Raw genomic sequence first — 12652 nt, 5'->3', positions numbered from 1 at the left:
ACAACGGCAGAAATTTGATTAATTTCGGGGCTCTAAAAATTAATACCAAAATGAAAAACAATTTGTTTTTATCCGGTTTCTGGACAAGAATATGGGCCTTACTTATTGATTCGCTGATCCTTGGAATCCTAGGGTTTATATTAGGATTCATCTTTGAAAATATATTTATCTCCATGGGAGAAAGCGCCAAATTCATTGGCTGGGTTATTTCTCTGGCTTATTTTTCAATTTTAAATTCTAAGATCAATAATGGTCAGACCTTGGGTAAAAAATTCATGAAGATCCAAGTGACTGATATTGAAGGAAAAACGATTGATTTAAAAACTTCATTCATCAGAACTTTAATCCTCACTACTCCATTTTTTCTGAACGGATTTAAAATTCCGGGATCAGATGCATTCTCTGTTATTAATATAGTCCAGTCGATCATTATTTTTGCATCAGGTATAGGAATCATCGTTTTTTACATCTTCAACAAAGAAACAAGACAGTCCCTGCACGATATCTTAATGAAAACTTATGTTGTTCGGGACCATAGAAATACTTCCGTTACAATGATGCCTCCACTGAAGAAGTTACCGTTTTATATCACAGGTGGACTTCTTTCCCTTATCATCATAACATCCGTTTATAATTTTAACAGCAACAGTGAAATAAAAGAATTGATTCCTGTTTATGAAAAAATTTCTCAGCAGGACCATGTTTTAAGAACTACTCTTTCAATGAATTACTTTCCGCCTGACAATAAAAAACCTGTCTATACGATATACATCAGAACGGATCAAAAACAGGAATTCAACGGCAATATTGAAAATGACCAGGTTGTCAAAGAGGCCGTTGAAACATTTATCAGCAGCAATGTCTATAAAACAGATCAAAGCATACTCAACGTCGTGATCGGCTCAGGATTCGATATTGGTATAGCAAGAAAGTATTATTCTTATAATGTTGTCAAACCTATTTACCAATGGAGAGAAATACTCAAAAAATAATCTACTGAAAATCAACATAAAAACGCGCTCAGGGTGCGTTTTTATTTTTATATCGACTGTGAAATTTTATCATCAGAAAAATCATATCTTTTCGGTCATTATTTCTACAGAAAACATGAAAAAACTAATACCTCTATTTTTTCTTATCTTAATTCAGTCATCAGTTTATGGTCAAAAAGACCAGTATCATCTTTTCATCAAAACCTGGAATTTTCTAAAATATTATCATCCTGATATAGCAGGTGGAAAAACAGATGCTGACAGCTTATTTTTAAAGACCGTTGAAAAAGTGAATAACCAGTCAGATGCCAACTCGGTAATCACAATCCTCACTGAAAATCTGAACAATCAATTTTCAATAGCTCTGGCCACTGATCTGGAAAAAGATATACTTTCAGCCAATCAGAATTTCAATTGGTATAAGAAGAATAAAAAAGTCAGTTCTGAAAATAAAGCTCTGCTTAACAATATTTATGCTCACAGATTTGTTTCAGATTCTGAAAAAGAACAAAAGCCTGCTGATAAAAAAAAGGACCCATTAGCGAAAGATAAAAACTATCCTTTACCGGAGAGACTTCTCATATTTGCAAAAATCCAGGGCTCCATAGATTATCTTTATCCTCACAAATACCTGATGCCTAAAGATGCTGATGCCTATTTTGCTAATTTATTGGAGCAAACTATTCATTGTTCATCAAGGAAAGATTTTGACATTATTCTGGCTAAAGCTGTTGCCAAAATGGAAGATACCCATGCATTTGATTTTTATAATCAGCTGAATTATAAGAATGAAATTTACCACCGTGCCTATTTTCCTCCATTCGATTATGTCATTTCTAACGATTATTTACTCATTACTGATCTTATCTTACCTGAAATCTGTTCTAAAGCAAATATCCATACCGGAGACAGGATAACGGAGATCAATGGTAAAAGCATTCCTGCAGTCATTAAAGAAAAACAGGAATTACTTTCTGCATCCAATACGGAAACACTCCTATACAGGCTTTCAGATTACCAGAAAAACCTGATCTGGACGGATGATCTTGCGCAGAAAGAACTTACCATACAGTCAAAACACAATCATAAATCTCAGTCTGTAAAAGTTGATTTTCTCAATTTCTCCGACAAACAGCAGCTTGCCACTGTTACAGAATATATAAAAGAAAAAATCCGGATAAAAGATTCGCATACAATGACTCATGCTGATCTTACTTATTTTAAAATTCATAATGTACGCTATATCAGCGAAAGTGTTCCCGATGATCAGCTGGATGATCATATGGACAAAATCTTTAAAGAAGCCTCCTCCAAAAAAGCAATCGTCTTTGACATGAGAGGTTATCCGGATTGGGGTGGATTTGTATTTCATTATATCTACAAATACTTTTCTCCTGTAGAAAATCATTTTGGAAAATACTACAAGCCTAATATCCGCAATATCGGCACTTACATTCCTTTCAGCTATAATGAGTTTGGACATTACTATCCAAAGATTGAAAATAAAACCGTTCATCCATACAAAGGAAAAGTTTTCCTCATTGTAAATCCCGAAACTTTAAGCATGAGTGAATGGAATACCATGAACCTGCAAAAAGTCTTCCCACAAGCCGTTACGATAGGCCAGAAAACAGCCGGTGCTGACGGAGATATTACAAGTGTACCACTCAACGCAGAGTACAGTCTTGAATTTACCGCAAACGGCATTTTCTATGATGATAATTCACAAACCCAAAAAGTAGGGGTAAGAATTGATGAACTGATCAGGTATACGGATGAGGATGTGATTCAGAAAAAGGATCTGGAATTTGAGAGGGTTTTGAAAGCGATGAAGTAAGGGGAGTATTATTTTATTTAGTTTCGGCGCGGCCTCCGGCCGCGCCGAAACTAAACATATACTCATCAAACCCTCAAAAAGTCACTCAAGAGTCCTCTAGTATGGATTCCCGTAATATTCATACCATACATGTTATTATATTTAAACTGAAAATTTAAATTAATTATCATGAAAAGAATCCCCATTATTTTCTTTTTGTTCTCATGCTTATATATTTCAGCGCAGCAAAAAGACGATTTAAATTCTAGTACACGAAAATTCATTGATGGCGCAGACTTTACCCAAGTCAATAAAAATTGGAATATTACAGCAGATTTTAGATCAGGTATGGGTGAAGAAGTTTCATTTTTCCCTGTCGAAGCAATCAATTTAAAAACCAATCAGAAAATAAAATCCATTCAGGTTGATATGGATGCAAAATATGATTTTATGGGAAAATCAAGAAGGTTTTTCAAAACGTCATGGCTTGACTTAAATGAAGTGGAAGAATTTATTCAGTTTATAGAATTATACGTTATTCCCAACATAAAAGATAAGACAGAAAAGAAACAATCTACCACCTATATTTTTAATTCTAAGGAAATATCATTTAATTTTTACATTGAAAAAAATACGAGAAGAATTTCTATTTACTTAAAGGATTTCGGTGTAACCGATAATGAACATTATTTCTGGACCGAATCACAGGTGAATAAAATTCCTGAGTTATTAGACGTTTTAAGACGGATAAAATAAAAAACTCGATGTAGTTTTTATTAGTACAAAAGAATTTACTTATGGTTTTCCATATTTTTTAATCATAAAGATTCTGTAGCTTTAAACTATTGCAAAACAACAATTATGAACGTAAAACTTAATCTAATCCTGTCTACTATAACATTATTTTCTCTAAGCTGTAGCAATAATAAAAAAGAGCAACACCAAATAACAAACTCAATAGATGGCCTTACAATATCAAATCAAGAAGGTAAAAACGATGCTCATATTGATATACAACCCAAATATAATAATGATAAAATGAAAGTAATTGACAGTAAAAAGGAAATAAGAAGTGATGGTAATTTTAATCAAATGACACTTTTCGAAGTTGATAAAGATATTAGTTTGAACCAATTAAAAGACTACTGTTCAACTGCTAAATCTGATTACACAAATGGCTATTTTCAAATATTAGTTTTCTTTAAAAAATCTAATACCGCAAAATTCCCAAACAATCCTGTCACTGGATTATATATGGAGGATGAAGACATGAAAAATATAAAAGCCATTTATACAATCAACAATATGAACGGATATAGTAAACTCGATTATTATGATAATAATAGTTTTGAGAGCCTAGCAAAAACAATTGATATCAATTAAGATAAAACTATTATATTACTTAAAGTAATAACTAAAATTTAATTATAAATGAAGAAAACACTCTTAATTGCTTCTATATGCGCACTATTAAGCTGTAGCAATGATAAAAAAAACGAATCAGTTACCACAGAAAACGAAACAAAAATAGAAACATCTCAAACACAAAATATCAGTCCATCTGAATTAAAAAAATATAACTCTGTAAAAGAGATGCTAGAAGATGCTCATGATTTTACGGTTGAACAAGGAACTCTAAAATTCATAAATACTGATGAGAAAAACTTACACATTCAAGTTTCCAAGCCTACCATAGAGGGAGATTCGGACAAAACAATTAATGAAATGGTCAAAAGAGATATTGTATATATTGCATTTCAGGCATTTGCCCAAACTTCAATTAATAAAATTACGATAACATCAATTCCTATTGACTTCAACAACAAGAAGAAATATTATGATGAATATAAAAGGACAGTTACATTAACCAGAGATAGAGCTGATCAAATTATGCAAAAGGAGTTTGATACTAAAGATTATTCAATTCTTTTTGTTAGCTTAGATGAGATTCAGACTCCTAGTGATAATTTTAGTAAGTTAAAATTTCAGGATCTTGATTTGGTTTACTCAGAATTGTCCAAATAGAATTACACTCTTCATAAAATTCATTTTTATAATAAAAGTGGCCTGCGGCCTCGCCGAAACTAAATAAAATTCCGACAAAGAATTCAGATAAAAAAACTCAGCGCGGCCAAAGGCCGCGCTGAGCTATTATATAAAGCTTAAATCAATTAAAACTTAAGATCTCCGTTCACCTCTCTCACAGCATTAGCTGCTTCAGAAAACTTCAACTGCTCCTCTGCAGTAAGTGTTACGTTAACGATTTTTTCTACTCCGTTTGCTCCGATAATAGCTGGAACACCTAAGCAGATATCATTTTGTCCGTATTCACCTTCAAGCATTAAAGAACAAGGGATCATTTTTTTCTGGTCGCAAGCGATAGCCTGAACCATTACAGAAACTGCTGCACCTGGTGCGTACCAAGCTGAAGTTCCTAATAATTTAGTTAATGTAGCACCTCCTACTTTAGTTTCTTCGATGACGTATTTTTGTTGCTCCTCATCTAAGAATTCAGTTACCGGAACACCATTTCTTGTCGCTTTGCTCAATAATGGAAGCATTCCTGTATCACTGTGTGCAGCGATTACCATACCGTCTACATCAGAGATCGGGCTTTCCAAAGCTTCAGCCAATCTGTATTTGAATCTTGCAGAGTCTAATGCACCACCCATTCCGATGATTTTGTGCTTAGGAAGACCTGAGGTTTTGTGTACTAAATAAGCCATAGTATCCATTGGATTAGAAACCACAATGATGATCACTTCCGGAGAATGTTTTACCAGATTTTGAGTAACATCTTTCACGATACCTGCATTGATACCGATCAGCTCTTCTCTCGTCATTCCAGGTTTTCTTGGAATACCTGAAGTGATTACTGCTACATGAGAACCTGCAGTTTTGCTGTAATCTCCTGTTGTTCCGGTAATTTTTGTATCGAATCCGTTCAGCGATGCAGTCTGCATCAAATCCATTGCTTTACCTTCCGCAAATCCTTCTTTAATGTCTACTAAAACTACTTCTGAACAGAAGTTTTTCATTGCGATGTATTCTGCACAGCTTGCACCTACAGCGCCTGCACCAACTACAGTTACTTTCATATTGTATACTTTTTTTAAATTATTTTTTAGTTTACTCTAAAAATTGAAACGCTCAAATTTAACAATTCCTGAAAATGTGGGCAATTTTTCAGGAATTTAATTAGGGTTCAATGAAATTAATTGACGTTCAGTAAAAACGTATATAGTTTTTTTGCTCCTGAAAGGACTTCATTGTAGTTGTCTTCAGCCACTTCAGTGTCCAGAACCTCTTTGAAATTTTTCCACATCGGGCCTGTATTTTCCTGATAGCATCCGAAGAAATTGAAAGTCACATTATCAAAACCTTCTGTTTTAGAAAGCTGTTTTGCAATCACGTTTCCACCCAAAGTAGAACCTTCGATCACGTACATCGCTCCTAAAGCTTCATGCTCGTTGTCAAATTCAAGATCATGGGAAACAGTTTGGTTTTCCAGAGAAAGACTTTCAAGATCCTTTTCGATAAGGGAAAGCTTCTTTCTGTTGTTAAGTTGAAGCTTCTCCGAATATTTATCAGAAAGGCTTCCGAATATTTTATCTTCACTGTGAAGAAGCATCAGATAATTCGTATGAATGATCTTTTTGTAATCCTCAAGGGTGAAAGTTTTATTAAAAATTTTTTCAGAATTGAAAAGTTTCTCTGCAGCATCGTGATATTCCGCTGTATTTTGCTTAAGATACTCTGATACCATAAATAAGGTTTTTAAATTTTCCCAAATTTACGGTTTTTTGAACGTTAAAATGAAACAAGTACCCTCTTTATTGTTATCATAATCCACATTTCCACCAATCCTTTTCATGATTCTGTGCACAATGGACAGCCCTACTCCATTTCCCTTAAATTTTTTCGCATTATCCATCCGGTTGAAGATTTTAAACATCTTATGCTTTTCTTCCTGTGGAATCCCGATTCCATTGTCTGAGATCCTGTACACAATATGTCCGTCCTCTTCCGCTCCCCAGATTTCCACTTTAGGCTCATCTTTATGAGAGGAGTATTTTACCGCATTATTGATGATATTTAAAAACACCTGATGAAGCATCGTTTTATCCGCGAGTACATCGGGACATTCCTTAATAATGATCTCACTTTTCGGGCTTTCAAAAGTGATCTTTGCATTTTCTGAGATCTTAAGAATGGTATTGGCAGGTTGCAGGCGCTCCAATTCTATCTCGCTGTGTTTTGCACGGCTGAGCTGGAGAACATCATGCATCATTTCCGCCATACTGTCGATTTCTTCAACAATAGACGTCAGTTTATTTTTATTTTTTTCTGTCTTTTCAAAATTGGCGAGCAGCATCTGAGCATTTAACTTCATCACGGTCAAAGGTGTTCCCAGGTCATGTGAAATTGTATAAGAAAAACTGTCAAGCTCCTCATTGACCTTTCTCAGCTCATTGTTCAGGGCTTTGATGGCATTATACTGTTTGTGTGACGTTTCAAGAATCACATCCCGGACAGTCTGCACCGAACTGATATCTCTGGAATTCCATCTTCTGGAGTTTCCTTTAATATTTTCTGTAAATATGTTAAAAGATGTTCTTGGCGAAACAATATGTTTTTCCTGTCCATCCTGAACCACCACCCCAATTTTCTTCTCAGGATTTCCGGCCCAGCTGATATGTTCATCAAATTCCTTACGGAACCAGATCAGCATTTCTTTTTTACTTCTTTCGATAAAATAGATAATAATTCCGGCTGCACTTTCATCCAGTCCAAGTTCCTCGCCGTAATCTTTAAGGAAACTTCTGCTGACAAAAATACTTTCCGTGGTATTTTCGAGGGCCCAATGGGCAATGGCATCAATGATTCCCCGTTCAGGAACCGTTCCCACAGTCACTATATCACCCTCTGCAATAATAACCAAACCATCTGCCTCAGGCAGTTTTCTTATTTTTGCTTTATTGTCCGCCAAAGAGTCGAACAGATTATTATGTTTTAAAAACTCCGCTTTTAGCTGTGACGATTTTTCGTTCAGTTCAAGACGATAATTTAATTCATTTTTAGATTTAAACGAAGAATAAGCATTAGAAGCCAAAGCCGTAAAAATACCGGCCTGCACCCTGTCTTCAAGGTCAATATGTTTAGCCTCCGAATTCTGGCACGTTACCAGTCCCCAAAGATGATCCTCAATGATAATAGACACACTGAAACTGGAAGAAGCTCCGGAATTTTTGACATACTGCCCGTGAACCGGCGACATTCCCCGAGAAGCCGCAAAAGTAAGATCAATAACCTCATCCGTTCTGCTGATCAGCGGAACCGTATCTGCATAGACATTGCTGAAAATTCTCTTCCTTTTCTTTAAATAAAGCTCTCTGGCTTGTCTCGGAATATCGGATTCGGGATAATGAAGGCCCAGATAGCTTTCCATATCCTCATCTCTCCTTTCTGCAATCACTTTTCCGGAACCGTCCATCATAAATTTATACACCATCATCCGGTCATAATTTACAATCTTGGAAAGCGTACTCAGCAACTGTTCCCAAAGCTCCTTTTCATTGTCGATGACGTAAAAATTGTCATACTTATTGGAAATACGTTTATTCGGATTTTCCAGTACCGCTTCAAATTCCAGGAAAATATGTTTCCCGCTTCTGAAAATGGAAAAATGATATTCCTTTCCGCTGATAAATACCTTATCAAAATGCGTTTCGTTTTCTCTTTTTGTAAAGTCTTTCAGAGAAGAATACAAATCAGAATCCATCACAGAACGGAAAATTTCAGGAAAATCCATAAGACTTCTCCCAAAAAGCTCTTCCGCATTTTCGATTCTGAATATATCCGAAATATTCCTGCTGAAAAAAGTGATGGAATGAGATTCTGCATCAATGCCAATCAGGTATCCAAAACTTTGTATATACCCAGGAATATGGATGGGCTCCTCATGACACTCTACAAAATTCATATCTTTCTTTGATCTACCAAATATAACGATTTTTTTAACGACATATTACTTTGTGGTACGAAATCACGGAAGTCCTTAAAACACCGTCATCCCTGCAATCCGTGACATGAATCCCTCTGATTTTCAGCCCTGATACGCTTGCTTTTTCAATACTGATAATGGCATTTAATTTATAATATACTAAAAATTTAAGAGCAGGTCAAGTTTAATTTTCCCATCATGATTCATCACATGAATTTTACATTAACCCCTAAAATAATTATGTTAATTAAACAAAATTTATTAAATTTATATCACCAAATAATGAATACGTTTAAAAATTGTTGAATTTTTTTGCATTATTTTCAATTAAATCCTCATTTAAATTCAAATAATCAGACTATGAAAAAGTTCCCTTTAATTATCCTCACCCCTTTCCCCATATCAGGAATCGGAATTCATTTCGAAACCCATAGTGGAAAAGTCTACAAAGATTCGGAAATCCCGATTACTACGCTAAGTTCCATGAATTGGAGGAAGTCCATTTCCAATTTCCAGGCAACTAAATAATAATTTTTTAAACACAAATACTATGACCCTTTTTTCACCAAAAAAGAGAAGTCTGATCTTTTGTGCCCTGTTGGCAGGTTTTTCCGCCAGTGCACAGATCCAGGATTCTCTGCAGCAGAACAAGCAGGAGGAAGACCATGTGAAATATCCGGTGCTTCAGATCAAAGGCCTTTTTCAGGCACGTTATCTCGTAGGCATGACCAAAGATGTAGATGTAAACGGTTTGCATCATGCGGATGGGTCTGGAACCAGCAACAATTTCATGCTGAAATACATGAGGGTTCAGGTACGCGCACAGATCAGCAAAAGAACGGAAGTCGTAGCACTTGCGAACCTCGCTGACTTTAAAAACGATCCCAAAAGCAGGGTTCTTGAAAATGCTTATCTGAAATACACCTTCAATCCTAAGCTCGCCTTTACAGTCGGACAATTCAGACCCTGGTTCGGAATTGAGGAAACGTATCCTATTGACATCATCAAATCTCTGGATTGGTCCAATCAGTATACGGAATTCGGAAAACTGGGCTGGACAAGCTTCCAGATCGGGCTTTCTGCAACGGGGCAGCTTCAACTGGGTCAAATTCCTTTCCAGTATGCGGTGTCAGTCGTCAATGGAAACGGGAAAAATCAGATCAATGACAACGATGACGGGAAGCAGTATTCCACGAGATTGGTTTTCGGTTTGTCTAAAAAATATAATTTCAACGTCGGCCTGAACGGAGGTGTCGGTGAAGTATTAAGTAAAAAAGTATACGCCGTAGGAATTGACCTCAGCTCATTGATCCAGTTTGACCCGAAATGGAGTCTGGATATGCAACTGGAAGCGAAACAGGCGACCAATCATGTTCTTTACAACACGATGGATCCGGAGTTGAGACCTTCCAATCCTGATCAATACCTGATCCGTGGCGCTTATTTTCTTCCGAATGTACGGTACGAGATTAATCATAAAAACCTCAGCGCTTTCGAACTGTCTTGTCGATACGAATATCTGGATACCAATTTCAGGCTGAACTCCAATCCAAGACAGACCATAACGCCGATGTTCGGGCTGGAATTCCTGAAAAACTATGGAGCAAGAATCCAGCTGGGTATGCAGTTCGACCGGTACAAACATCAGGTAGACAACACATCACAATACAACAACAATCTATTCATTGTTCAGGTGCAAAGTAGATTTTAACCGCTTAAATATTTATAGATCATGAAAGAAATTAATATCAGAAATATCGCGATAACGTTTGCCGTTGCGCTGATTATATGGTTTATTCCGGCTCCGGAAGGCGTTGCTGAAAACGCCTGGCATCTGTTCGCTATTTTTGCGGCCACCATCTTGGGAATCATCCTTAAAGCAGCACCTATGGGCACCATGTGTATGATGGCCATAGCATTTACAGCGCTTACTCAGGTAGTCGCACCGGGAGATGCCGGAAAATCTATCACCAAAGCACTTTCCGGATTTGGAGATAAAGTGATCTGGCTGATCGGGATCTCATTCTTTATCGCCAGAGGATTTATCAAAACCGGATTGGGAAACAGGATTGCCTTTTTATTCATCCGAATTTTCGGTAAAAGCTCATTGGGACTGGCTTACGGACTTGGACTGGCCGATGTATGTCTGGCTCCTGCTATTCCGAGTAACACCGCAAGAGGAGGCGGAATCATCTACCCGATTATGAAATCTATGGCCATCAGCTTCGATTCCGTTCCTGAAAAGCCGGAAACCCACAGAAAACTGGGGTCTTTCCTTACCCTGAACAGTTATTATATGAACCTCATCGCTTCATCCATGTTCCTTACCGGGACTGCGAGTAACCCGATGTGTCAGAAATTTGCAGCGAATTTAGGAATCAATATTACTTGGATGTCATGGGCTGCAGCCGGTTTCGTTCCGGGCTTAGTCGCATTCTTCGTGGTCCCGTTGGTTTTGTACAAATTATATCCGCCTGAGTTGAAAAAAACTGGCGATGCCCCGAAAATGGCCGCTCAGAAATTAAAAGAAATGGGACCTATTTCCAGAAATGAATGGTTGATGTTACTGGCTTTCTTTATCCTTTTAGCCCTTTGGATATTTGGAGGAGCACTGTCTATTGATGCTACCACAACAGCTTTCATAGGACTTACCATGTTACTTCTTACTTCAGTTCTGACGTGGGAAGATATCAAAGGGGAAAAAGGTGCCTGGGATACCATCGTGTGGTTTGCGGTTCTGGTGATGATGGCCAGTTCTTTAAACGAGCTCGGTTTCATCGGATGGTTCAGTGATCTGATCAAAGTAAAAATAGGCGGACTAAGCTGGCAGGTTGCCTTTCCGGTGATTATTGTCGTGTACTTTTTCAGCCACTATATTTTCGCGAGTGCAACGGCTCACGTGGCTGCGATGTATGCAGCATTATTGGGTGTTGGTGTTTCTTTAGGAATCCCTCCGATGCTATTAGCTATGATGCTTGGTTTCTTAGGTTCAATTTATGGAGTTCTTACCCATTACGGTCACGGCCCTGCTCCGGTATTTTACGGAAGTGGCTATGTCGAGCTGAAAGCCTGGTGGCTGAGAGGTCTTGAGATCGGAATTGTTTTACTCATCATCTATATGGTCGTAGGAGGACTTTGGATGAAAGTTTTAGGATATTATTAATCATTAAATCAAAAATATGCTGTCAACCTTGTCAAGAAAAATGCTGATGTGCCTTACAGGACTGTTCCTGAGCTTCTTTCTGTTGATCCATTTCTTGGGAAATCTCCAGCTGTTTCTTCCGCCTGAGCAGGCGCACCTGCAGTTTAACGCCTATTCGCATTTTCTGTCCGGAAATATTCTGATCAAAATGGTTTCCTACGTTCTGTATGCAAGTATTATCCTGCATGCTCTGGATGGACTGCTCATTACCCTGAAAAATAAAAAATCGGGTGGAAACTATCAGTCGGAAAACCGCGGAAGAGCCAGTAAATGGTATTCCCGCAATATGGGAATCCTCGGTACGCTGATCCTGATCTTTCTGGTGATTCACTTTCAGAATTTCTGGTATGTCTACAAATTCGGAAACCCACCTCTCGATGCAAACGGGAATAAGGATCTGTATATCCTTGTCGTAACGGTTTTCAAGGAATGGTGGTATGTCATCATTTACGTACTATCAATGGTTGCTTTATGCTATCATCTGATCCATGGAATTCACAGTGCGGCCAGAACACTGGGATTATTTCACCCCAAGTTTGTGAAATGGTTCAAAACCGCCGGAATTGTCTATTCAGTGATTATCAGTATAGGTTTTGCACTGATGCCCGTTTACGTATTCTTTACTGCCCATTAAACAG

General features: G+C 37.3%; 12 protein-coding genes. 9 read left to right on the top strand and 3 right to left on the bottom strand.

Annotated elements, in window-relative coordinates; genetic code table 11:
* Positions 1–50 precede the first annotated feature (50 nt).
* From BUA72_RS04210 to BUA72_RS04190, 5 genes are all read left to right on the top strand, one after another.
* Complete coding sequence (locus tag BUA72_RS04210) at positions 51–992, top strand: RDD family protein (RefSeq protein ID WP_072921911.1); 942 nt, start codon at positions 51–53, stop codon at positions 990–992.
* Positions 993–1107: 115 nt separating this feature from the next.
* Entirely contained in the window at positions 1108–2829 is a 1722-nt protein-coding gene (locus BUA72_RS04205; protein ID WP_175548852.1) for a S41 family peptidase, read from the top strand.
* 168 nt (positions 2830–2997) lie between these two features.
* Entirely contained in the window at positions 2998–3564 is a 567-nt protein-coding gene (locus BUA72_RS04200; protein ID WP_072921909.1) for a hypothetical protein, read from the top strand.
* A 105-nt stretch (positions 3565–3669) separates the two neighbouring features.
* Positions 3670–4191, top strand: a complete 522-nt coding sequence (locus tag BUA72_RS04195) for a hypothetical protein (RefSeq protein WP_072921908.1) — start codon at positions 3670–3672, stop codon at positions 4189–4191.
* Between the two features lie 48 nt (positions 4192–4239).
* On the top strand, positions 4240–4833 hold the full coding sequence (locus BUA72_RS04190; RefSeq protein ID WP_072921907.1) for a hypothetical protein: 594 nt from the start codon (positions 4240–4242) through the stop codon (positions 4831–4833).
* 146 nt (positions 4834–4979) lie between these two features.
* Here BUA72_RS04190 and BUA72_RS04185 read toward each other — a convergent pair whose 3' ends face one another.
* The 3 genes from BUA72_RS04185 to BUA72_RS04175 form a co-directional block, all read right to left on the bottom strand.
* Positions 4980–5906, bottom strand: coding sequence for a malate dehydrogenase (locus BUA72_RS04185; protein WP_047449545.1), 927 nt, complete (start codon positions 5904–5906; stop codon positions 4980–4982).
* Positions 5907–6022: 116 nt separating this feature from the next.
* A complete protein-coding gene (locus BUA72_RS04180) occupies positions 6023–6574 on the bottom strand; it encodes a biliverdin-producing heme oxygenase (RefSeq protein WP_034730454.1) in 552 nt (183 codons plus the stop codon).
* A 27-nt stretch (positions 6575–6601) separates the two neighbouring features.
* On the bottom strand, positions 6602–8791 hold the full coding sequence (locus BUA72_RS04175; RefSeq protein WP_072921906.1) for an ATP-binding protein: 2190 nt from the start codon (positions 8789–8791) through the stop codon (positions 6602–6604).
* A 381-nt stretch (positions 8792–9172) separates the two neighbouring features.
* Between BUA72_RS04175 and BUA72_RS24360 the strand changes: the two genes are divergently transcribed.
* The 4 genes from BUA72_RS24360 to BUA72_RS04160 are packed head-to-tail and all read left to right on the top strand — an operon-like array spanning position 9173 to position 12648.
* Positions 9173–9340, top strand: coding sequence for a hypothetical protein (locus BUA72_RS24360; protein ID WP_175548851.1), 168 nt, complete (start codon positions 9173–9175; stop codon positions 9338–9340).
* A gap of 22 nt (positions 9341–9362) precedes the next feature.
* Positions 9363–10523 carry a porin gene (locus BUA72_RS04170; RefSeq protein WP_047449551.1) on the top strand — a complete coding sequence of 387 codons (1161 nt, stop codon included), beginning with the start codon at positions 9363–9365 and terminating at the stop codon, positions 10521–10523.
* Positions 10524–10544: 21 nt separating this feature from the next.
* Positions 10545–11975: an anion permease gene (locus tag BUA72_RS04165; RefSeq protein ID WP_047449555.1), complete on the top strand. Its 1431-nt coding sequence runs from the start codon at positions 10545–10547 to the stop codon at positions 11973–11975.
* Positions 11976–11991: 16 nt separating this feature from the next.
* Positions 11992–12648, top strand: coding sequence for a succinate dehydrogenase cytochrome b subunit (locus BUA72_RS04160; protein ID WP_072921905.1), 657 nt, complete (start codon positions 11992–11994; stop codon positions 12646–12648).
* Positions 12649–12652 lie beyond the last annotated feature (4 nt).

The organism is Chryseobacterium sp. OV279, from assembly GCF_900128945.1.
GTDB lineage: Bacteria > Bacteroidota > Bacteroidia > Flavobacteriales > Weeksellaceae > Chryseobacterium.
This window is presented reverse-complemented; position numbering and strand designations above follow the sequence as displayed.

Bases quoted from the DNA above. Each gene is read 5' to 3' on its own strand.
- BUA72_RS04165 (WP_047449555.1), top strand. From the start codon at position 10,545: ATGAAAGAAATTAATATCAGAAATATCGCGATAACGTTTGCCGTTGCG.
- BUA72_RS04180 (WP_034730454.1), bottom strand. From the start codon at position 6,574: ATGGTATCAGAGTATCTTAAGCAAAATACAGCGGAATATCACGATGCT.
- BUA72_RS04160 (WP_072921905.1), top strand. From the start codon at position 11,992: ATGCTGTCAACCTTGTCAAGAAAAATGCTGATGTGCCTTACAGGACTG.
- BUA72_RS04205 (WP_175548852.1), top strand. From the start codon at position 1,108: ATGAAAAAACTAATACCTCTATTTTTTCTTATCTTAATTCAGTCATCA.
- BUA72_RS04170 (WP_047449551.1), top strand. From the start codon at position 9,363: ATGACCCTTTTTTCACCAAAAAAGAGAAGTCTGATCTTTTGTGCCCTG.
- BUA72_RS04210 (WP_072921911.1), top strand. From the start codon at position 51: ATGAAAAACAATTTGTTTTTATCCGGTTTCTGGACAAGAATATGGGCC.
- BUA72_RS04175 (WP_072921906.1), bottom strand. From the start codon at position 8,791: ATGAATTTTGTAGAGTGTCATGAGGAGCCCATCCATATTCCTGGGTAT.
- BUA72_RS24360 (WP_175548851.1), top strand. From the start codon at position 9,173: ATGAAAAAGTTCCCTTTAATTATCCTCACCCCTTTCCCCATATCAGGA.
- BUA72_RS04190 (WP_072921907.1), top strand. From the start codon at position 4,240: ATGAAGAAAACACTCTTAATTGCTTCTATATGCGCACTATTAAGCTGT.
- BUA72_RS04185 (WP_047449545.1), bottom strand. From the start codon at position 5,906: ATGAAAGTAACTGTAGTTGGTGCAGGCGCTGTAGGTGCAAGCTGTGCA.
- BUA72_RS04195 (WP_072921908.1), top strand. From the start codon at position 3,670: ATGAACGTAAAACTTAATCTAATCCTGTCTACTATAACATTATTTTCT.
- BUA72_RS04200 (WP_072921909.1), top strand. From the start codon at position 2,998: ATGAAAAGAATCCCCATTATTTTCTTTTTGTTCTCATGCTTATATATT.